This window comes from Bifidobacterium sp. ESL0732, assembly GCF_029395535.1.
GTDB lineage: Bacteria > Actinomycetota > Actinomycetes > Actinomycetales > Bifidobacteriaceae > Bifidobacterium.
Genome location: NZ_CP113920.1, coordinates 1,749,740 through 1,771,978, shown reverse-complemented (window position 1 = coordinate 1,771,978; position 22,239 = coordinate 1,749,740). Strand labels below are relative to the sequence as shown.

The 22,239-nt window shown below is 57.2% G+C and carries 16 protein-coding genes and 1 riboswitch; of the genes, 6 read left to right on the top strand and 10 right to left on the bottom strand.

Features of this window, described 5'->3' with window-relative positions; translation table 11 throughout:
* The first annotated feature begins 2 nt into the window (after positions 1 to 2).
* Complete coding sequence (locus OZX70_RS06870; RefSeq protein ID WP_277180179.1) at positions 3 to 3,479, top strand: FtsX-like permease family protein; 3,477 nt, start codon at positions 3 to 5, stop codon at positions 3,477 to 3,479.
* A 204-nt stretch (positions 3,480 to 3,683) separates the two neighbouring features.
* On the opposite strand, the gene OZX70_RS06865 is transcribed toward OZX70_RS06870, so the two are convergent.
* The 6 genes from OZX70_RS06865 to OZX70_RS06840 form a co-directional block, all read right to left on the bottom strand.
* Positions 3,684 to 5,552, bottom strand: a complete 1,869-nt coding sequence (locus OZX70_RS06865; RefSeq protein WP_277180177.1) for a bifunctional hydroxymethylpyrimidine kinase/phosphomethylpyrimidine kinase — start codon at positions 5,550 to 5,552, stop codon at positions 3,684 to 3,686.
* A 14-nt stretch (positions 5,553 to 5,566) separates the two neighbouring features.
* Positions 5,567 to 6,595 carry a bifunctional hydroxymethylpyrimidine kinase/phosphomethylpyrimidine kinase gene (gene thiD, locus OZX70_RS06860; RefSeq protein WP_277180175.1) on the bottom strand — a complete coding sequence of 343 codons (1,029 nt, stop codon included), beginning with the start codon at positions 6,593 to 6,595 and terminating at the stop codon, positions 5,567 to 5,569.
* Positions 6,565 to 7,302: a thiamine phosphate synthase gene (gene thiE / locus OZX70_RS06855; RefSeq protein WP_277180173.1), complete on the bottom strand. Its 738-nt coding sequence runs from the start codon at positions 7,300 to 7,302 to the stop codon at positions 6,565 to 6,567. Before thiE ends, thiD begins: the two co-directional genes overlap by 31 nt.
* A gap of 46 nt (positions 7,303 to 7,348) precedes the next feature.
* Positions 7,349 to 8,281, bottom strand: a complete 933-nt coding sequence (locus OZX70_RS06850) for a hydroxyethylthiazole kinase (protein ID WP_277180171.1) — start codon at positions 8,279 to 8,281, stop codon at positions 7,349 to 7,351.
* Positions 8,273 to 8,393: riboswitch (TPP riboswitch) on the bottom strand. (Overlaps the previous gene by 9 nt.)
* Positions 8,394 to 8,712: 319 nt before the next feature.
* On the bottom strand, positions 8,713 to 9,342 hold the full coding sequence (locus OZX70_RS06845; protein ID WP_277180169.1) for an NAD(P)H-binding protein: 630 nt from the start codon (positions 9,340 to 9,342) through the stop codon (positions 8,713 to 8,715).
* A 194-nt stretch (positions 9,343 to 9,536) separates the two neighbouring features.
* Positions 9,537 to 10,151 carry an NAD(P)-binding domain-containing protein gene (locus tag OZX70_RS06840; protein WP_277180167.1) on the bottom strand — a complete coding sequence of 205 codons (615 nt, stop codon included), beginning with the start codon at positions 10,149 to 10,151 and terminating at the stop codon, positions 9,537 to 9,539.
* Positions 10,152 to 10,579: 428 nt separating this feature from the next.
* On the opposite strand from OZX70_RS06840, the gene OZX70_RS06835 reads away from it, so the two are divergent.
* Positions 10,580 to 10,933: a helix-turn-helix domain-containing protein gene (locus tag OZX70_RS06835; RefSeq protein ID WP_277180165.1), complete on the top strand. Its 354-nt coding sequence runs from the start codon at positions 10,580 to 10,582 to the stop codon at positions 10,931 to 10,933.
* 79 nt (positions 10,934 to 11,012) lie between these two features.
* Here the strand turns inward: OZX70_RS06835 and OZX70_RS06830 are convergent, their stop codons facing one another.
* The gene (locus OZX70_RS06830) at positions 11,013 to 11,795 is read right to left on the bottom strand and encodes a TetR family transcriptional regulator (protein ID WP_277180163.1); all 783 of its coding nucleotides are present in this window, start codon (positions 11,793 to 11,795) and stop codon (positions 11,013 to 11,015) included.
* A 72-nt stretch (positions 11,796 to 11,867) separates the two neighbouring features.
* On the bottom strand, positions 11,868 to 12,047 hold the full coding sequence (locus OZX70_RS06825; RefSeq protein ID WP_277180161.1) for a hypothetical protein: 180 nt from the start codon (positions 12,045 to 12,047) through the stop codon (positions 11,868 to 11,870).
* 382 nt (positions 12,048 to 12,429) lie between these two features.
* Between OZX70_RS06825 and OZX70_RS06820 the strand changes: the two genes are divergently transcribed.
* The gene (locus OZX70_RS06820) at positions 12,430 to 15,306 is read left to right on the top strand and encodes an ABC transporter ATP-binding protein/permease (RefSeq protein WP_277182152.1); all 2,877 of its coding nucleotides are present in this window, start codon (positions 12,430 to 12,432) and stop codon (positions 15,304 to 15,306) included.
* 210 nt (positions 15,307 to 15,516) lie between these two features.
* On the top strand, positions 15,517 to 16,908 hold the full coding sequence (locus OZX70_RS06815) for a PLP-dependent transferase (protein ID WP_277180159.1): 1,392 nt from the start codon (positions 15,517 to 15,519) through the stop codon (positions 16,906 to 16,908).
* Between the two features lie 194 nt (positions 16,909 to 17,102).
* Here the strand turns inward: OZX70_RS06815 and OZX70_RS06810 are convergent, their stop codons facing one another.
* The gene (locus OZX70_RS06810) at positions 17,103 to 18,518 is read right to left on the bottom strand and encodes an FAD-dependent oxidoreductase (protein ID WP_277180157.1); all 1,416 of its coding nucleotides are present in this window, start codon (positions 18,516 to 18,518) and stop codon (positions 17,103 to 17,105) included.
* 409 nt (positions 18,519 to 18,927) lie between these two features.
* On the opposite strand from OZX70_RS06810, the gene OZX70_RS06805 reads away from it, so the two are divergent.
* On the top strand, positions 18,928 to 19,839 hold the full coding sequence (locus tag OZX70_RS06805) for a CrcB family protein (RefSeq protein ID WP_277180155.1): 912 nt from the start codon (positions 18,928 to 18,930) through the stop codon (positions 19,837 to 19,839).
* 291 nt (positions 19,840 to 20,130) lie between these two features.
* Positions 20,131 to 21,027, top strand: a complete 897-nt coding sequence (locus OZX70_RS06800; RefSeq protein ID WP_277180153.1) for an SPFH domain-containing protein — start codon at positions 20,131 to 20,133, stop codon at positions 21,025 to 21,027.
* 215 nt (positions 21,028 to 21,242) lie between these two features.
* Here OZX70_RS06800 and OZX70_RS06795 read toward each other — a convergent pair whose 3' ends face one another.
* Positions 21,243 to 22,088, bottom strand: a complete 846-nt coding sequence (locus OZX70_RS06795) for a patatin family protein (RefSeq protein ID WP_277180151.1) — start codon at positions 22,086 to 22,088, stop codon at positions 21,243 to 21,245.
* Positions 22,089 to 22,239: the final 151 nt, after the last annotated feature.

The following is a 22,239-nucleotide window of genomic DNA, read 5'->3' as shown; positions in this document are numbered from 1 at the left end:
GCATGGCGGACGACAATATCATGCGTTCAGATTCCAGACAGGACAACGCGGACGACACTCGATTCCGCGGTTCTAAACGTATGCTCTGGCACGACATCTGGCAGGCGTTCTCGAAATCGAAAGGCCGTTTCTTCTCCATTGTCTGCCTCGTGGCGCTGGGGTCCTTTGCGCTGGTTGGCTTGAGCGTTTCTGGACCTGATATGCGTGATACAGGCAATGCCTACTTTGCCGAACACCATCTGGCCGACTTGAGTGTCATCTCCAGCTACGGCTTGGACAAGGCCGACCGGCAGCAGATTGACAAGGCACCTGGAGCCTCGCGAATCGAATACGGGTATCTGAAGGATGTCGTTGTAAGAGGGAGCGACGAAAGCGTTCGTGTGCTTTCCGCGCCGAAAGATATCTCCACCTACCATCTGGTGGCGGGACGGATGCCGAAAAACGCGAATGAGACGGTTATCGATTCTTCCCATCAAGGCAAATATCCGATAGGTTCGACCTTGCGGCTGACCGAAAAACCGGACGCGTTGGGGCGCAAGGTGTTACGTCACGACAACTTCAAGGTCGTCGGGTCTGTCGATTCCACTGAAATCCTCAGTTCGGTGAACATGGGGCCTTCGACCTCGGGTTCAGGCTCGTTGGACGGGTACGCGGTGGTGACACCGGGTGCGTTCAAATCCGAAGATTATATGATGGCGAGGCTGACCTACACCGACCTTGACCATATGCGCGACCATTATTCAACCAAATATAATGACGCGTTGCAGGCGCACAAGAAAACGCTCGATAAGATCCTTGCCGGACGTCCCAAGGCGAGGCGACAGGCCATCGAAAAACAGGTCAAGCCGCAGATTGATTCCGGGCGGCAACAGGTCATCGATGCCAAGCAGCAGCTTGCCGACGCACGGCAGCAATTGGCCGACGGTAAGAAGCAACTTGACGACGGCAACCAGCAGCTCGCCGATTCCAAGCAGCAGTTGGCCACTCAGGTTGCTTCGGCGCAACAGCAGATTGCCTCGGCGCAAGTCAAGCTCACACAGGGCCAGAGCCAATACAATGCGAACAAGCAGCAGTATGATGCCGGGGTCGCACAGGCTGGGGCGGCCACGCAGCAGGTCAACGATGCCTATGCACAAATCAATGCCGGGCAATCTCAGATCGATACTAACTCGGCCAAACTTGCCGCGGGCAAGCAGCAGGCCGATGATGCTGTGGCGCAATTGCAGCAGGCACATACTGCTGTGGTAAATGCCATCGCAAACGTGCAAGCGCAAATTTCGGCCATCACCTCGTCCGACCCGCAGTGGGGGCCACTGCAAGCTCAACTGAGTACTTTGGAAACCCAGAAAGCAACCTTTGAAGGCCAACTTGCCTCGGCGCAGGCTGCCCAATCTGCCTTTATGACTGGAACGTACAATCCGGGTATTGCACAGATCCAGGCGGCTCAGGCGCAACTCAACGCCAAACGTGCTCAGGCGGACTCCGGCAATGCCCAACTCCAGCAAAAGCAACAGCAGCTTGCCGCGGCCAAGACCCAGCTCGATCAGGCGGCGGCACAACTGACGCAAGGTGCCGCGCAGATTCAGCAATCACAGCAACAGCTGGCCACCACGCAGCAGCAGGCTCAGGCGCAAATTGACGCTGCCCAAACGCAGCTCACCGATAAAACCAACGAATACAACACCAAAAAGGCGCAGTTCGATCAGGCCGAGCCAGGTGCGCAACAGAAAATCAAGGATGCCGAACACAAGCTCAACGATGCCACGGCGATGCTCAATGCCGTCGAGGACCCTGTCTATTCCGTGGATTCCAAGCGCGAGACTCCCGGCTCAGACGGCTACAAGATTTACGATTCGATTTCCGTGATCGTCGACTCGCTTTCGCATATCTTCCCGTACTTCATGTATCTGGTCGCGGCGCTGGTCACGTTCACCACGATGACCCGTTTCGTCGACGAAGAGCGTATCAACGCCGGCACGCTCAAAGGGCTGGGCTATTCCGACCGCGATGTGATGAAGAAATTCGTCGTCTACGGTTTCATCGCCTCGATTCTGGGTGCGGCAATCGGCATCTTCGCCGGACATACGCTCCTGCCGATGATCGTCTACAACGCCTACAAGGTCGGCTTCAACGTGCCGATTATCCGCCTCGGATTCCACTGGCAGGTCACGTTGCTTGCCTTTGTGCTGGCCATGCTGAGCGCCGTGGTGCCCGCGGTCTGGAGCGCCGCTCGCGAGCTGAAGGAACGGCCGGCCGCGCTCATGCTGCCAAAACCGCCGAGCGCCGGGTCCAAGATCCTGCTGGAACGCATTCCCCTTATCTGGAACCGCCTGAACTTCACTCACAAGGTGACCGCACGCAACATCTTCCGTTATAAGCAGCGCATGTTCATGACCATCTTCGGCGTGTGTGGTTCGGTGGCGCTCCTGACGGCAGGATTCGCGGTGCAGGGTTCGATCTCCGGTATCAACGAGCACCAGTTCGGCGGCGTGATGCATTACAACCTCATTGCGGCTGAGAATGCCCACGTCACCGACCAGCAAAGCAAGGCCATCGACAGCCGTCTTGAGAAGTCCGACATCAAGCGTTCGTTGCCGGTCCACTACGAATCGGTGAGCAAGGTCGCCGGACGCAATGGCGACAAGCAATCCGTCACGATGCTCGTACCGCGCGATACCGCAACCTTCAACGATTACATCAAACTCAACACGCGTCGTGGCCACCACCCGCTTTCGCTCGAGAAGAACGGGGCCGTGATTTCCGAACGCTTTGCGAACCTCGTGCACGCCAAAAAGGGCGATGCCATCGACTTCCAGAACAGTGCCGGCAAGACCTACCGCGTCAAGGTCACCGGCATCTGCGAGATGTATCTCGGCCATTTCATGGTGATGAGTCCGTCGGCCTATCGTTCCGTCTTCGGGCAACGCTACCAGACCAACGCCTATATGGTCACACTCAAGGATGGGAGCATGTCCAACACCAAACGGCAGGCGGCCTCGTTCATGCGGCTGGGCGGTATCCAAGGCGTGGTGCAGAACACGACGCTGATGCATCAAATCGACGTGGTGGTCAAAGCCCTCAACCAGATCATGTGGGTGCTCATCATCGTGGCGACTATGCTCGGCGTGGTCATCCTCTACAACCTGACCAACCTCAACGTCTCGGAGCGTGTCCGCGAGCTTTCCACCATCAAGGTGCTGGGCTTCTACAACGGCGAGACCACAATGTACATCTATCGTGAAACGATTCTGCTTTCGATGCTCGGAATCGTCGTCGGCTACGGATTCGGTGCTTGGCTGCACCGATACATCATCACCGCCGTCCCGCCGGACGATGTCATGTTCGATCCGTCGATCGGCTGGCTGCCGTTCGTGGTACCAGTGGTCGTGGTCGGACTCATTACCGCCGCCCTCGGCTGGTTCGTCAACTCCAAGATGAAGCACCTCGACATGCTTGAGGCCCTGAAGTCCGTGGACTGAATGCGTGCCGGACTGTGTGCATCGGCATACGCCCGTACTTTTGTCCTGTGTTGCTCGCGGGTTCCCGTCAAAAAAGTGCGTTTAAGCGGGACATAGGTGCACATTTTTGACGGTGGCGTCGAGAAAGTGCACCTTTGCCGACCGTAGATGCACTTTCTCGACGGAACACTGTGGCCGTGCGAATGTAAGGCCATGCGCAATCAGTCACGCATGGCGTGTCAGGGCTTGATTGAAGAAACGGTATTCGTGCTCCGTGGAGCCCAGGGCTGCGTCCATCATCCGGTTGTAGTCGGCCATGGTGGCGCTGCCGGCCAGTCGGTCGCAAATGCGCAGTTCCTCGAGCGTGCGCGAGGCGAAACCGGGGTCAGAGTACATGCGGATCCACAGGCCGTATGGATGGTGGCCGAGGTCGAGCCGGCGCTCACGGACCTGCGCTTCCATCTCCTGCCCGACCACAGAATAGACCCAATAACAGGGCATGACCACGGCGACCAACGCAGAGTAGGAGCCGGTGTCGGTGAAACGGTGCTCATGGCCGAGGTAGGCGGCGGTCGTTTCGTTCATCGGAGCACGCCCGACGTCGAAGCCGTGTTCACGGTACCACTGCCGATGAAACGTCAATCCTTCCTCCAACCCGTACGAGGCGGCGTCGGCGAAGAACGCGCGTTCATGCGGGTCGGCGGCACGGCTGCTCGCCAGCGCCAGCAGCGAGGTGTAATCGGTCAGGTAGATGTCGTCCTGATGCAGGTAGAACGAGAAGTCGTCAAGCGGCAACGTCCCGTCGAGCATGCGTTCGAGGAACGGCATCGTGGCGATGCGCTTGCGGATTTCGGCGGTGCGGCGCCAATAGTCCTCGGTGAAGCTCAGTCCGGTGGGGGAGTGCTGCCAAGTGAAATCGACGGGTCCGTGTCCGTGCCCGACGTGCAGATTGTCGGCGGCGGCGATGGCACCGGTCATCCACGCTTTGGCCTGTTTCGCGGTTTCGATCCAATCGTCGCACTGTGGGCGCAAGGCCGCCAACGTGCTGGAAAGCGTATCGCCGGTGCCGTGGACGTTACGGGTGTGAACGGCCGCGCCTTCGATGCGGGTGACGGTTACCGATGCTGCCGGCTGCTTCGAAACGGGTCCGGTCGGTTGATCGGTTGTCGTTGTATCGGTTGTACCTGTTTCGCCGTACGATGCCGGAACCGCGAGGATATCGGTGCATTCCGCGCTGCCGTTCAACGCCAAAGCCCCGCCCTTTGCGTAGACGGCGACGCCGAAGTGAGCGGCTACAGATGTCGCCAGTCGTTCTATGTCCCCATAGGACTTGGGCGCGTGGGGAACAGAGTGTCTAGTTTTCGCTGGTGTATCGGACGTCATGGCGGTGGCTGAGGGCTTGTTCCCATCGATTTTTCCGTGTGAGCTTTTGCTGTCTAATTTCGTTTCGTGGCTCATTGCATCGAGCGCGGCCAGTTCCATCACATTCGGCGTGATGATATCGACCAACGGGATCAAGGTGGTCAGCGCGCGCTCGGCCTCGGCGGTGAGCAGACGGTCTCCGGATTTCGCATACATCACTGGGTCGAGCACGATCGCGGGCCGGAGTTTGCCGCGAGCCTCATAATCCCGCAGTAGCTCTTCCAGCCAAAGACGCACGGTATCGACCAATTCCGGTGTGCCGAGCATCCCGATTTTCATGGCATCAATGTCCGCATCGTCGCTTACGGCTTTGAGCTGGGCGAGCAGGAACGACGGTTCGACGTTGACGATGTCCGTGACGCCTTGCGTGTTCTGCGCCAGGACGCTGGTCATCGCCGCATAGCCGAAGACGCCTTGCGCAGTGAATGCTTTCATATCCGCCATCGTGCCCGCCCCACCGATCGGGTCGGAGCCTTCGATGGACAGCACGCGGAGGCGCGAGGGTTTGGTTTGTTCCAAGTCGCTATCGTAACGTTGCTGCATATCGAGCAGCTTGGCTATGGCCTGCGCCGAATCGGCATCCAATGCCTCTGTCGTATTTGTGGTTATTTCTGTCTCTGAACTATTCGTGATGGTATTGGAATCATTGGAATTGATGGTGTTGGTCATCATAAAACCTTCTCTGTCTAATTTTGACTGTCGCGCCATTTCCACGCATGGTCCATCGGTCCCGAGCCGGCCCCGAGGTCAAGGCCGGCAGCGATGCAACCGGTGAGGTAGTCCTTGGCGTTTTGTACGGCCTCGGTCAACGATTCGTGTTTGGCTAGGCCTGCGGCGATGGCGCTGGAAAGAGTGCAGCCAGTGCCGTGGGTATTGGGATTGTTGATGCGAGTGTGGCGAAACCATGTGGTCTCACCGTTCTCGAAGAGCAGGTCGTTGGCCGCGCCTTGCCGATGCCCGCCTTTGATGAGCACTGCACAGCCGCCACAACGTTCGACGATGGTGCGGGCAGCATTGATGGTGCTCGCTTCGTCGCTGATGGCGAGGTTGTGTGCTGATGTGGTGTCGCGATCGCGAACAGGTCGGGTCCCGAGATTTGCGATGGTTTCGGCTTCGGGGATGTTCGGCGTCACCAGGGTGGCAAGCGGTAGAAGCTTCGTGCACAGTGTGTCGATCGAAGCCTTGCTGCTCAACCGGTCGCCGCTGGAAGCGATCATCACCGGGTCGACCACAACGTTGACAGCATTGTAATACTTAAGCCGATCGGCAATGACTCCGATGAGTTCGGCGTTCGGCACCATACCGATTTTGACGGCGTCTGGCCGGATGTCTTCGAAGACGGCAGCAATCTGCGCTGCCAACATGTCCGGCGAAGGAGCCGCGGAAGCCCTTACGCCGGTCGTGTTCTGTGCGGTCAACGAGGTGATGGCGCTCATTCCATAAACCCCGCAAGCCATGAACGTCTTGAGATCGGCTTGAATGCCGGCCCCACCCGAAGAATCGCTGCCTGCGATGGAGAGCACTGCAGGCAGCTTGTATGGGTGGACACCGACGGTGTCCGTTGAATTGCACTTGGCCGGATTCGTATGAGTCTCGGATGTTTCGTTTATCCCAGTATCATTCGAAAGATGGTTTTCTGCCTTTGTTTCATGCTCGCCGCTTAGCGATGCATCCTGCGACATCATCAGCCACGTTTTGCGCGTGCGGCGTTCCATGAGCTCACCATAGCTTTTGTCGTGGCTTGCGGATTGTCGGCTCCGGCGATGGCCGAGACCACGAACCAGCCGGCGGCTTCGGTTTGCGCCAGCTCCGGCAGGTCTTCGAGTTTCACTCCGCCGCCCACGACAATGGGATAGTTCGATTCACGGCACAGCGCGTTGATGGATTCCGTGTCCTGCGTGTGACGTTTGTGGTCGGCGCCGAAGACGATACAGTCGGGCTTGGTGGTGCTGGGGTGCAGCGGGCCGGCACCGATGTAGTCGATGGTGCCGTCGGGCAGGGCGTTGGCGGTCTTCACTTCGTCGAGCACCTTGCAGCTCAGCCCGATGATGGCGTCCGGGCCGAGCAGCTTGCGCGCCTCTTCCGGGTTCATATCGTCCTGCCCGATGTGAACGCCGTCAACCTTGATCCCCAGATCACGGCACTGCCAAGCCGCATCCACGCGGTCGTCGATGACCAGCGGGACGGACTCGGACGCTCCGGCCTGTGCGATGACTTCGGCACTCCGCCGTGCAATTTCGGTGATATCCCTGGCGTCTCCGGGCTTGACGCGAATCTGGACGAAGGTGATGCCACCGGCCAGCGCCTGTCGCACGATGTCGGGGACAGGCCGCGATTTGGTGTCGGCCGGCCCGAGCACGAGGTAAGAGCTCAGGTCGAAGTTATGGCGCATGGAAGCAAATGATGAATTGTTGGTAGTCATAATTGTCTCGATTCTCTATGGTTAAGAAATACGTTGTGTGGTGTATTCAGGCGAGAATCGGCGAGGCGGCGATCTGCGCGGGTGTGGTCGACCAGAGTCCGTCGAGGAAGGCGACCTGGAAGGAGCCGGGGCCGTGGGAGTTGGCTTCGCCGGTTTCGCTGGCACGGTTATAGAGGGCGCTTGCGGCGAGGGCTGCGGTCAGCGGGTCAGCAACGGCCAGATAGGTCGCGGTCACACCGCCCAGTGAGCAGCCGGCTCCGGTGATCTTGGTCATCATCGCACTGCCGCCGGGCAGACGATAGGTGTGTTCGCCGTCGGTAACCAGATCGGTTTCGCCGGAAACGGCGACGGCGCCTTGGCCCTGAGCGTCGGACTTGGCGATGAATCGGGCCAGTGCCTTGGCCGAGGCTTCAGCCGCTTCGACGTCGTCTGCGGATTCCACGCCGACCGGTCCGCTGGACTGCCGTGCAATGCTGTCCAGCGCATTGTCGTTTTCCTGAAGCGGCAGCTCCCACATCTCGCGCAGTTTGATGACTTCGGAGGCGTTGCCGCGGATAATGGTCGGCGGTGCCGCCTTGAACGACTTCAAAATGGCGGTGCGCGTGGTCCCCATTCCCGCAGCCACCGGGTCGAGTACCCAACGATGGTGGTCGGCATGGAATTTCTCGGTGATCTGCTTCAGCGCGTCCTTGTAGAACGGCAGCAGCGTGCCCACGTTGATGTAGCTGGCGCCGCTCGCCGCCTCGCCGCCCGCGATGTCGTCGGGCAGGAAGCTCATCGCTGCGGTGCCGCCCGCCGCCAGCTGCGCATTGGCCACAAGGTTGATGGTCACGAAGTTAGTGAAAGACTGGGCCAGCGGCGTGGTGTCACGCACGGTTTGCGCAGCCGTACGAATGCTTAATCGCAACGGATTATCCGCCGCCAGATCCTTGAGATTGCCGAGATTGTTGTTTGTTGATGAGTATGCGTCATTGACCATATTCGCGTCTCCCTACGATGGTATTAACCAACAGGTTCCAAGGGTCGGGCGTTGTGTCCGTCTCAACTTGCGCGCCCGCCGAAGCGGACCGCAGGTTCCCCTGCACTTACAAGTCACGACGCTATGCGCTTCATTGGACAAGGGTGATTTGGGTTCATTACAGCTGTGCTCATTGGCGGCCATCCATAGTGTTTCTTTATGCAATGCAATAGTAAAACTGTGTTTGAAAATGAGAACGCAACGTTGCGTTCCGTTGGACGGAGACAAGCAGCATGGTCGTGTCGGTCGGTCGCTTTATATTCTCGCGCTCCGGCAGTCTGGTGGCAATGTGGCATGAATGTGCCTCTGACCCTTTAGAAACATAATTTCTGGATAGGTCAGAGGCACAGTCAAAGTGAAGGTCTGATGCTATTTGTTGATTTAGGACGTCATTACCATCGTACGGAGATGCGCTCGCGGTCATGCGGACGGTCGGTTTCGATCTCGTCAACCATCGCGATGGCATAGTCGGCGTAGCTGATGGCGCTCTTGCCGTCCTTGTCGGTGGTGTAATCCTCGCCCGCAAGCACATAGTGACCGGTACGTTCGCCGTCGGCCTGGAAGTCGCCGGCGGGGCTGATATAGGTCCAATGCACGTCGTCACGCCCGCGCAGCGCGTCAAGCGCCTTACCCATTGCCAGCGGCACACCTTTGATCTCTTCAGGGAACGTGTCCGAAAGTTGGGCGGTGTGTTCCTTGTTTGTGTAAAGGCTGCCCGCGCCGCCGACCACTAGCAGGCACGTGTCGGTGCCGGAAACAAGGTCGGCCAAGTGCTTCAGCGAGGTGCCGTATTCGTCGAACTTCGCCGGGTCGAAGACGCCGAAAGCGCTCACTACTGCGTCAAAACCAGCGAGGTCGTCGGCTGTGAGATTGTAAAGGTCCTTGATGATGGCGTGCTGGGCGGCGGTCTTGTTTTCGCTGCGCACGACTGCGGTGACGTCCATGCCGCGATTGACGGCTTCGGCGACGATCAGCCGTCCGGCCTTGCCGTTGGCCGCGACTACTGCGATGTTCTTGCTCATAAACATGTTCCTTTGTTGAAATGATTGGTGGGTTGAGAATTGGCGTAAAAGTGATTGATAGGCGAATGTGGAATTGGACTTCGTGTTGGTGCAGATGGCCGCATTGCGTTTACTGCGGTTACGTGAGGTGCTGATATCGACGTTGCGGGTGAATGATTGTTGGATCGATTCACCCACGACAAGTTGCCATCAAGTTACTCGACGACCTTGAATCCGCCGGTCCACGGGGTGCCGCCGCCCATCGCGACGACCATCTGCAAGGCGCCGAACGCTTCCATGTAGCTGGCGCGCTTGAGAGCGCCGACATCCACGAAACGCAGTCCCGCGGCCTCAACTAGAGACTTCAGCGCGGTTTTGGCCTCGCTCGAGTCAGAGGCGGCCATCACGGTCACCGGTTTGCCGTCGATGGTGCCCGACGCCAGAGTGGCGGCGAAGGTGGTGTTGAACGCCTTGACCACGTTGCTGTCCGGCAACTTGGCTGCGAGGTCTTCGGCTGCGGAATCGGCGCCGTTCGGCAAGGCGAGGTCCATAGTGTTGAAATCGACGGGGTTGCTCGGATCGACTACGGTCTTGCCGGCCAGTTGCTCGCCGTAGTCGGCCACTACGCTGGCCTCGGCGGCCTGGGGGAGTGCCAGCACGACGATGTCGCCGGTGATCGGCTCGCCCCATGCCGCCGCCTTCACGCCGCCGATCGCCTCAGCCTTGGCCTTGTCGCGGTTGATGACCTGTACGTCGGCGCCCGCTTTTACGGCGAGGCCCGCCACGCCTGATCCGATGTTGCCTGCTCCGAAAACGGTTACTGTTGCCATGATGATGCTCCTTGTTTTGATACCTGTGCTGTGGTTGTTTCTGATGATGCCGTGTCTGTGGTCATTGCCGCTTTGCCGGCTGATGGTGTCAACGGCTGTGTTGATGTCGTTGTTGCTTTCACTATAGCGGAGAACAGTAGTAAAAGTTGGTAGTTACAAAAAGGAAGTATAGGAACTTTAAAGTAAGCTTTGTGGATTTCCAACAGAAAAGATGAATAATAAATCCGGTATTACGCTACTAGAGGAACCATCTTTTAAGTTGATAGTGTCTAAAAATATCTTTAGTATCTTAAAATAACTATTGAAAGTGTACAAACGCAGGATATCCGCTGAATTGTTGCCGACAATAAGTCGTCGGGGTTCGGAATGGAGTACGTGCCTCTACGGTTTGATCGGCATATGGCACGTGCGTTAAAAGGAATAGGGAAATGACGATGCGAGGAAAATTCGATAAAAACGCGTTGCCGGCGTGTCCGGTGGAGACCACGATGACATTGATCGGCAACAAGTGGACGGTGCTGATTGTCCGCGATCTGTTGCAAGGCACCAAGCGGTTCAGTGAACTGCAACGTTCGGTCGGCGACGTTTCGCAGAAGGTGCTCACCTCGAATCTGCGTGAGATGGAAGCCGACGGTTTGGTCAATCGCAAGGTCTATGCCGAGGTACCGCCGCGTGTCGAGTATTCGCTCACCGATACCGGCCGCAGCCTGAAGACGGTCATCGACGCCTTGCGTTCGTGGGGAACGAGCTATAAAGAGGCCATGGGCCAGCCGGTTGACTGATTGGCGAAGTGGTGGGACGGAGCCGCGAAATGGAGCGGACCGAGACAAGGCCGATTGTCGGGTCGGTGAAACCGTAAAGTTACTTGGACGTACCTGGGCCCCAACCATCGATCAACGCGTCAAGGGCTTTTTGGTATTCGTCCTTCATCCTCCAGGGCGTGGAGGTGTCGGCCAGTGGTGCCAGCAACTTGGCGAGTTCAGGGAATTGACGCATGGCCTCGTCGCGTGTCGCGTCTGATGGGTCGGGGGTGGACCGTCCTGTGTCGCCGAAGGGGGCGACGGCTTCGGCCAGCACATAGCCAGTAGTCAGGATGGTGGCGCCTTGGATCAGCCCCACCAGGTCGTCGGGTGGATTCTTTCCGGCAAGAACAGTCATGAAAGGTTTGATGGCAGCGGCGAGGAGTTGGTATTGCTCCAAGGTATCGATAGGATGTGTTGCCACCAAAATCGCCGCGTTGGGGTGTTTGAGCAGCGTGGCATGCAACTTCATCGCGTAGCGTTTCACATGGCTTTTCCAATCGCGGTCGATGGCGGTGTCTGCGGTATCTGGTGTCTTCTTTGACTCTGTTTTCGAAGCTGTATGAGTGGTTGTGTCACGCTTTGTGTCGGGATTGCTATCCTCAAGTCCGGAAAGTGTCTCGCGCCAGATTTGTTCGGCGATGCCGTCGAGCAGTGCGTTCTTGTCGGGTAGATGTCGGTAAAGGGCCGTGTAGGAAACACCGATCCGTTTGCCCAACGCCCGCAGGCTCAAGGCGTCAAGGCCGTCCTCATCCACAATGGCCAGAGCGTTCTTCAAAAGCGTTTCGCGGTTGAGCGTGCCTCTGTTTGTGCCGGTTTTTGCGGTTTCGGCCTTGCGTGCCATACATCCCTCACTACCCGTCACACGATGCCCGGTTGCTGATCAGATAGCCGGACATCGGACGTTTTGCTGTTGTTATCTGTCCACTTTGGTCTGCCTGCGGTATCCGGCGAGAACCAATAGTGCCAATACTACGCTCACGGCTACAATGATGCCCGTCGGTTTGAGGATATCGCCGAATGATTTTTTGAGCTTCTGGCAGTCAATCGCGAGACCGTGTGAGGTATCGCGCTGCCTGATGTTAACAGTGTTCACACAACGGATGCTAATACTGTTTGCAACGAGGGCGGCTCTGTTCGCTCACGGCGATAATCGGGTGTTCTGTGTGAGCGGTATCGGACTCATCGCGTCAAAAAGCGGCAGCCGCGCCGCCTTTCACTGCTTTTCGACGCAGGGAAGTGTGTGATTGCGTCAAAAAGCAGATTGCAAGGGTGATTACTCTGCTTTTTGACGCATCGCATTGACTCAGCGCGTTCAAAAGCAGATTCCGCACGTGATTTTCCTGCTTTTCGACGCGGCGGCGCAATTTCTCCATATCGCCCGCCGACGGCGAACCGGGCCGTGCGTCGGGGTAGAGTGGCAGGACGACGTGCGGTGTCGTGAAGGCACGCATATACATAGAGGCAGCGGGGAATTCGTGCTACAGATTAAAGACATCAGCAAGCAATACAAGACCGGCGATTTCGTCCAGAAGGCGCTCGACCACGTGAGCCTGACCCTGCGCGACAACGAATTCGTCGCCATTCTGGGCCCGTCCGGTTCCGGCAAGACCACCCTCTTGAACATCATCGGTGGGCTAGACCGCTATGATTCTGGCGATCTGGTGATCAACGGCACCTCGACCCGGCAATACAAGGACCGAGACTGGGACTCCTATCGCAACCACACGGTCGGCTTTGTCTTCCAGAGCTACAACCTCATCCCGCACCAGACCATCCTCTCCAACGTCGAGCTGGCACTGACAATCTCGGGCGTCTCCCGTGTCGAGCGTCGCAGGCGTGCCAAAGAAGCGCTGAAAAAGGTTGGCTTGGGCGAGCATATCAACAAAAAACCGAACCAGCTTTCCGGCGGTCAGATGCAGCGCGTGGCCATCGCCCGTGCGTTGGTCAACGATCCGAGCATCGTCCTGGCCGACGAGCCTACGGGTGCGCTCGATTCCGAGACTTCCGTGCAGATTATGGACCTTCTGAAGGAAGTGGCGCAGGACCGCTTGGTCGTCATGGTCACCCACAACCCAGACCTCGCCCATCAATACGCCAACCGCATCGTCGAACTCAAGGACGGTGTGATTCGTGGTGATTCACGCCCCGTCGAGCCTGAGGAAATGGTGGACGAAAAGCCTGCCGTCCACCGCACGATGGGCAAGGCGTCGATGTCGTTCGCCACCGCGGTAGCGCTGAGCTTCAACAACCTCAAAAGCAAGAAGGCTCGCACCATTCTGACCTCCTTTGCCGGTTCCATCGGCATTATCGGCATCGCGCTGATTCTTTCCGTCTCCACCGGCGTGAACCGCTATATCGCCGACATCCAAAAGGAGACGCTGACCTCGTACCCCATCGAGATCAACGAGCAGACCTTCGACATGAACAAGATCATGGACACTGCCCAGGCCGCGGTAGATTCCAAGGCCAAAGCCAAGCCGCGCAACGGCATCTACCCCGACGATTCGAGCGTCAAGGGTGCTTCGTCGGTCACCAATGGCATCACCAGCAACAATCTAAGCCCGTTCAAGCAGTATCTCGATAAGCCAGGCAACGATGTGCGCAAGTATGTTGGCGACATCGGCATCCAGTATTCATACGCGCCCAAGTTCTCCGTGTTCACGCATGATTCCAAGGACACGCTTGTGGACGTGGATGGTGTGAAGATGGGAGGTTCCGCATCTCAGTCCATCGCAGGCACCATCGCCGGCCTCAATTCGTCCTCGACCGATTTCTCAAGCATTCAATCCCTGCAGATGTCGAAGCTTACTGGCAAAACCGACAACAACAAGGCTCCTTCCGCCTTTGCCGAGATCATGCCAGGTGAGCACGCCGACAAGCAGCCCATCAGCTCGGTGATCACCGACAACTACCAGATGGTCAAAGGCCATTGGCCCAAGTCGAGCAACCAGGTAGTCCTCGTACTCGACAAGAACAACCAGATCCCGCTGACCCAGGTCTATGAGCTCGGCCTGCTTCCTGCAGCCGACTACAACGACATGATGAACCGGCTCAACAGCGGTGAAAAGGTCAAGACCAACACAACGCGCATCGACTATTCCAAGGCGATGAGCCAGTCGTTGACGCTGTTGCCCGCGGCCGACCAGTACGTCAAAGGTGCGGACGGACACTACAAATATGTGGGTAACGATGCCGACCAAGTCGGCAAACTTATGGACTCCCAGTCGGCAGTCAAACTCAAGGTGGTAGGTGTCATCCGTGCTGATGCCAATGCCAAGACGACCCCGCTTGCGCCAGGCATCGGATACACACGTATGCTCACCGACTCCTTGATCGACCATGCGAAATCGAGCGAAATCGTCGACGCTCAGAAGGCCGACCCGAGCCATAACATCTTGAACGGCATGACCTTCGCCCCTTCCGATGATGCGACCAAGGCCGCCAATGCCAAGGCCTATGTGGCCTCACTCCCTGTCTCCGACCAAGCCAACATGGCCAAAAGCCTGATGACCCAGGCTCCGGGCGGCATGGGTGCCGCGAGCGCCAATCAGTCCGCCGAGGTCACCCAGCAGCGTAGCGCGGCTGCGGCGGCGGCCGGCAACTCGGCTGTAGCCAGCAACCCGCAGGAAGCGATTTCCGGCATGGGAGAGCAGCAGGTGGCGCAGGCTTTCAGCAACTATCTCGCCACGGCTCCCGAAAACGTTCTGGTCTCGATCTACAACCAGTACGTCTCCACGGGCACCTACAACGGCAATCTTGCCGACTTCGGCGTCATCGGCCGCGATGCCCCGAGTTCCATCAAGATCTACGCGGACAGCTTTGATTCCAAGAACAAAATCGAGGACGCCATCAAGCAATACAACGACGGCGCCAAAAAGAAGGACCGCATCGTCTACACCGACTACGCGGGCCTGATGATGAACTCGGTGACCACCATCATCAACGTCATCACCTACGTGCTGATCGCCTTCGTGGCGGTCTCGCTGGTGGTCTCGTCGATCATGATCGGCATCATCACCTACATCTCGGTGCTTGAACGCACCAAGGAGATCGGTATCCTGCGCGCGATGGGCGCCTCGAAGCACAACGTTTCCACGGTCTTCAACGCCGAGACGGGCATCATCGGCCTGTGCGCCGGGGTGATAGGCATTGTGGTGACGCTGATACTGATCGTGCCTGGCAATGCGGTGATGCACCACTTCATGGGCACGGATCGCGTCAACGCCGCGCTGCCGCTTTCCGGCGCAATCATTCTCATTATTCTGTCGGTAGTGCTGACCTTGATCGGCGGGCTCATTCCGTCGCACAAGGCCGCGAAACAGGACCCAGCCACCGCGCTGCGTACCGAATAACCTTCTGCACAGTCATTGCACGCGCGCCTACATTCCAAGATGTATGCGCACGTGTTTTCGTCTGTGGAATCAATCATTCCCGTTGTGTCTTGTAGCCAAATGAACCATGTATAGATTTTTGATATGGCGGGATGCGTGGCGGCGAAGGTTTGACACGGTAACGTAGTATCAAAACATTTATCGAAAGCGACAAGATATTGGGGGAGCACTATGTCCAGTGACACCGAAAACGGTTTGGCGGGCTGTCCAAAGTCCAACGATTCCCAAGCCTACGATGCAGGGACTGCCGATTCCCCAAGTGCACAGCCGCAACTGGCCTTCGAAACCCGTGCCGTTCACGCCGGCTACAATCCATACGAGCACAACGGTTCGGTGAGTATCCCCATCTACCAGAGCGCCGCTTTCGCCATGCACGACGCGGTCCGCGGCGACGGCCTTTCCTCTGGTGAAATCGAGGGATTCTCCTACTCCCGCTGCGCCAACCCCACGGTTGATGCGCTGGAACGTCGCCTGGCTGACCTTGAAGGTGGGGTTTCAGCGGTGGCGCTCGCCTCGGGCATGGCAGCGGTCTCGTTCGCACTGCTCTGTGCGGCCGAAGGCGGCGGCAGGCTTATCGCTCCCAAAGACCTCTATGGTGCCTCCGTCGATGCTATGGAAAGCTTCTTCCCGCAGTTCGGTATCCACACCGATTTCGTTGAGGACATCAACGACATTGCCGAGGTCGAGTCGAAAATAACGCCCGATACCCGCGCCGTTTTCGCAGAATCCGTGGCGAACCCCTCCACCAATATCACCGACATCAAAGCCCTTGCCGACATGCTCCATCGCCACGGCGTTGCCCTCATCGTCGACAACACTGTGCCGACGCCGTATTTGTTCCGTCCAATCGAGTTCGGTGCCGATGTCGTCGTCCATTCCACCACCAAAGGCATCAGCGGCCACGGCGACGCCCTGGGCGGAGTGGTCGTCGATTCCGGCAATTTCGATTGGACCAACGGCCGTTTCCCGCAATTCACCCAAAAAGAGCTGGTCGTCAGTGACGAACGGAAAGGCATCTGGAAAAGTTTCGCCGAAGCCTACGGCAATGCCGCTTTTGCCGGCCGCGTACGCATCAAATACCTGCACAATCTCGGCGCGGTGATGTCGCCGACCAACGCCTACCTTCAGCTGATCGGCTTGGAGACGCTGCCGCAGCGTTTCCGCCGCGAAACCGATACCGCTCTTGAAATCGCGCGCCACCTTGAAACGGTGCCGCATGTCACCCAAGTCAATTACTCCGGGCTTGATTCCAGCGCTGACAAGCCGCTTGCCGACCGCTATTTCCCCCACGGCATCGGCCCGGTGCTTTCCTTCAGGCTGGAAGGTGACGAATCGCATATCAACCGCGTCGTTAATGCCGTTCGTGTGTTTTCCTACGTTCCCAACATCGGCGACACACATTCGCTGATCGTCAATCCGGCGCGCATCACGCACCGCGAGGTTCCGGGGGACTATCGTCGCGCGGCCGGTGTCGACGACCATTTGCTCAGACTTTCCATCGGTTTGGAAAAACCTTCCGACCTTATTGCCGATCTCGACCGGGTCATCGCCGGCGCATACTAAAGCGGTGACGCGCTGACCAAAGAAACAATTCAGCCCGATTCGCATCGTTGACTTGCGGACCGGGCTGGAACGTTGACGGATGAAATAACCCTGTGAGGATGGTGCTAAGCCGTCATTTCAACTTTCGAGGTCGGCCTTTACCGTTTTGTGGCAGCTCAATGGTCATTTCCCGGTTATTCTTAAGCTGATCCCGCTTACTCTTTGGCGCTTTCAGCCGCTTTGCTGCGCTTGTCGGCAGCGGCCATTGCAACGGAGCTGACGAAATTGACCGGCTGGTCGAAGTTGGGCTGGAAAAGCATATCGGTCGAGGCCAGCTGTTCGACGGTGAATCCCGCTTGGATGGCCACGGAAATGAGATTGGCCGCCATCGAGATGTCGTGTTTCGCGGCGAACTGTGCGCCCAGAATGCGCCCGGTCGCTTTCTCATAGACGATGGTCGCCGTCACCGGGGTGGTGGAAAGCATGAATTCCGGACGGTAGTTTTCTTGGATGGTCGCGGAGTCGGCTTCGATATGACGCCGGTCAGCCAGATCCAAGGTCATGCCGCTGGAAGACATCGACAGGTCGTAAAGCTGGATGGCGCTGGTAGCTTGCGTGCCTGCATAGGCTTTGGTGGGTTCTTCAATGTTCTCGCCGATCAGCATCGCCTCGCGGATGGCGTTCGTGGCCAGCGGCCGGTATTCGTTGCTGTTCGTCGGGTTGAAATGTACGGTCGCGCAGTCGCCGGCGGCGAACACGTCATCGAGGATATCGTTTTCAGGCGTTGCCGCGTGCATGTATTGGTCGACGATGATGGCGCCGTAGCCCAATGTGCGCAGCTGGGAGGCGACCAGGCGGGTATTCGGTACGAAGCCTGCGCCCATCACCGCGAGATCGGCGGTGTATTCTCCAAGTTCGGTGACCACGGTGACTCCGGAATCCTCGGCCCCGTCGCTGCCGGTCTCAGGGCGGAAGGCGACGACTTTCTGGTTCATAGCCAGGGTGACGTCGTGCTCCTTGAACGCAGTCTCGGCCTGATCGGTAACGGACTGGTCGTAATTGTTGTCGAGCACATGCGGCAGCGCGTCGACGAGCGTCACTTTGATGCCGCGCGTGCTCAGCTGTTCCGCCAGCTCGCAGCCGATATAGCCGGCTCCGACCAGCACGACCGACTTGATCTTCTTGGCGCGTTCAACGATACGTTTGCCGTCGTTGAAGTCTTTGCACAGCATCGCCTGGCCGTTCTCGAGTGCCTCTTTGAGACCTTGGATGAAGGGCGCCGCCGGCGAGGAACCCGTGGTGATGACGAGTTTATCGAACCGGTATTGTTTCGATTTGCCGGTTTCAAGATCGGTGGCATCCAGTTTCTTCGCCTTGATGTCGACGTCGGTGACCTCGTGGCGCATGTGCATGCTCGCCCCGTTTTTTTCAAGCTCTTCGGGGGTGGTGTAGAACATCTTTTCCGTGCTGCTGACATGGTTGCCTGCCCATAGGGCGATGCCACAAGAGAGGAAGGAAACGGTGTCATTTTTCTCGAAGACGTCGACCGTCCAGTCAGGATGGTTTTTAAGAATGGAATTGGCAGCATACGTACCTGCGTGTGTGCATCCGATAACAGCAACTGTAGTCATGACAATTCCCTCTGATAATTCCTCGATGCCGCGTTGAACTTGGAAACGAGTAAAACGTAAGCCTTTCTAAAAGAATAGCTAGAAGGCTCGACGAATGCCTTGCAAACGTGGGATTATTAAAACGTTTTTAGTAAGATTTGTCGTTGGGTTTTCGTTGAAAAATCAATAACATCAAATATTTTAGCAGATTTTGCGATCTTGTTTGACTTTCTATAAGTATAAAGTTTTTTCAAAGGTCGTAAAGAAATACAAACGAATATACGACATTAGAACAATAGATGTATATATAAATCGTTTTGTCAGCTTGAAGGATTATTTTTTTAGAGGTCCGAATGATGTTTTCGTCTACAGGCGGAATGACGCGTATCCGGTGAAAACGGATGCCGGCGGTGTGAATGGAGGGCCGGTCATGGCACGCAAGTCGAATTCGGTTACTGTTTCCACAATGATGGTCGCCGCAAGTCTGTTCATCGGCGGGGCGTGTGGATCCCTCGTGCGTCTGGCGTTGAGCGCGTTGCAGCCTAGCGATGTCACCTGGCCTTTCATGACCACGATTATCAATCTCACCGGTGCCTTCCTGTTGGGGTTCATCACCGCATATATGGCCGCACTCGGGCCTGATATCGGTGTCTGGAGGGTGACCAGACTCGGCCTGGGGACCGGTCTGATCGGCGGATACACCACGTATAGCACGTTCATGCTCGAGGTGGGCAAGCGCATCAAAAGCGGCGAAGTGGCAATAGCCGTGGGATATCTGCTGGTCAGTATCGTTTTTGGGCTTTTGTGCGCGATGCTGGGACTTGCAATTGGCAAGGCCCTTGGCAAGCGTCGTGCCCTGCGCAATGGCGATTTCCTCGAGCCCAGGCGAGGCCCGTTGATTGGCGTTGCCTTCATGCTTTTTGCCTGCGTCGCGATTGTTTCCTTGCTGATTAATCCGCATTGGCGAGGTCATGTCGCCGCTTTCGGTCTGCTTTTTGCTGCATCGCTTATCGGCGGATTGGGTGCGTTCGCGCGATACAGCGTTGACGCTTGGGTCAACAATCGCGTTCATCTTCCGTTCCCTTGCGGCACTATCGTCGTCAACCTCACCGCCTGTTTGGCCATGGGCCTCGTAGCCGGCTGGTGCGGGACGCACGCCGGCCTGGCGACATTGCAGTACCTGCTTGCTTCCGGGTTCCTCGGGGGTTATTCGACGTTCAGCACCGCCAGTGTGGAAGGCGCGAAACTGGTGGATGGCCGCAAGCCGTTATGGGCTTTCGTCCATACGGCGGGCATGATGGCGCTATGCCTTGCCGCGCTCCTACTTGGCATGCTTATCTAGGTGCTTCCGCCGACCTGCCGATCAGCAAAGGCCGGGCAGGCGTGCGGAACAATTTTCCTCCGATTCTGTGATCGGAGGTGCGGGCGATGGGCTCGTTTCGGTGGGGATTCGGTCAGGTGCTCGAATTTTCGATATCGGTTATTTCGACAAACTCGGAAATCTGTTCCAAAAAGCCGCCCGAGGTTCTGCTACGATTTGATTAAAGATGTGCCGGTGCGTGGTTGAAGATTTTGTGCCCACGCTCATTGCTTTGTTGCGGTCGTTACACCTAAGGGTTTGAAAGGAAACATTATGGTAGGGCTAATTTTTCTGATTGTGGTTCTGATAATTATCATCGCGTTGATTATCGCGGGCATCTTCGTGGTGCCGCAGCAGCAGGCGTATGTCATCGAGCGCTTTGGCAAGTTCCTCAAGGTTGAGCTGGCGGGCATCCACTTGAAGATTCCGGTCGTCGACCGCATCGCCACCAAGACGAACATGCGTGTCAACCAACTGAATGTCAAGCTTGAGACCAAGACGCTCGACAACGTCTTCGTCACTGTCGTGGCCTCCACCCAGTTCCGTGTGGACCCCAACAACGTGGCCACGGCCTATTACGAACTTCGTGACCCGGCCGGCCAGCTGCGCAGCTACGTCGAGGATGCGTTGCGTAGTGCCATTCCCGCGCTTTCCCTCGATGATGCCTTCGCCAAGAAGGACGATGTGGCCGCCGATGTGCAGAAGACCGTGGGCGGCGAGATGTCGAAGTTCGGCTTTACCGTCGTCAAGACCCTGATCACCGCCATCGACCCGAGCCCCGCGGTCAAAACCGCTATGGATTCCATCAATGCCGCACAGCGCGAGAAGGAAGCCACCCGCCAGCGTGCCGACGCCCAGCGCATCCAGATCGAGACGCAGGCCACCGCCGATGCCGAGAAGACCCGTCTGCAAGGCGAGGGCCAAGCCAACTACCGCCGTGAGATCGCCAACGGCATCGTCGATCAGATCAAGAGCCTGCAGGCCGTGGGCATGAACATCGCCGATGTCAATAACGTCGTGCTTTTTAACCAGTATCTCGACGTGATGCGTTCGCTGAGCGAATCCGGCAATGCCAAGACGGTCGTGCTTCCGGCCTCGACGCCGGGCGGTTACCAACAGCTTTTCGATGAAGTCACCAAGGCGATGGTCACTTCCAATGAAACGAAATAAAATCTGATATGTTGTATGAGTTTGCAGTCTGCCACGCCGATGGATTTGTGAGCGAGATTACAATATATCTACTATAATGAGCAACACTGGTCAAGATGCCCAACAAATCCAGTGTCTTGATCTGGGCACAAGGGTGTGTCGTTACGTTGGGCGGTTTCCTCACTCACCCGAGGAAACTGCCCAACACTTATGCTTGCAGCTATTTTCAGTTATTCTCAGCTCGCAAGGAATTCCGGCACGGCTTCGGCCGCGTCGAGCCCTTTCTGATACATCTTTTCCAGGCCCTCGGAATTCTTGCTCAATGTGTCCAGTCCGCACAGGTCGTCGGGAGCCAGGATCAGGACTTTGCCCTCGGAGGCGAGTTTTTCCGCCACTTTCATCTCCTCGTTGTAGGTGCGGTAACGGTTCTTGAGCCGTTCCGCAGCGGCTGGGTAGGAGCGCTTCAGCAGTGCCGCAGGAGCAGCGTCTTTCTTGGCCTCGCGTACGAAATCGCGCTGGTGGGTGAGGATGAGCACGATGCGGTCGTAGCCCTCGTCCGCTGCCAGCTGGACCGGAATCGGGTCGGCGATGCCACCATCGTAATAGGGGATTCCGTCGATGATGTACGGTTCGCAGGCCACCGGCACCGCGCTGGAGGCTTTCATCACGTCGTAATTGTCTTGGTACACATCCGACTTGTCAAAATAGCGTGCGTAGCCATTGCGTGCGTCGCAGGCCACCACGGTGAATTCGGTGGGTGAGGCTGCGAAGGCTGGGTAGTCGACGGGGTACTCGCCGTCGGAATTGGAAAGGGTGCCGTAGATATAGTCCAGATTGGCGTAATTGTGCAACTTGAAGAAGTTGTTGGCGCTCGCGTATTCCGGACGGAAGGCGTACTCCGTATAGAATTTGTGGGTGCGCCCGCGCTGGCCGGAAATGTAGGAAATCATGTTCGCGCTGCCTGCGGAAACGCCGTAGCATTTGTCGAAGGTGATGTCTTTATCTATCAGCCCGTCCATCACCCCCGCTCCGTAAATGGAACGGAAGCCCCCGCCGACATCGATCAAAGCAGTTTTCGTCATCGTCTCACCTTTCCTTTATGGCCAAAGTCACTATCTTTAGTTAACCGAGCATACGTCTGCCTTACGGACATTATTTCGGCTTTAGTCGGGGATTATATAAACAATGGGAATATGATGAATTTTCGCAATGCGTAATAATTCGTATGAGGTG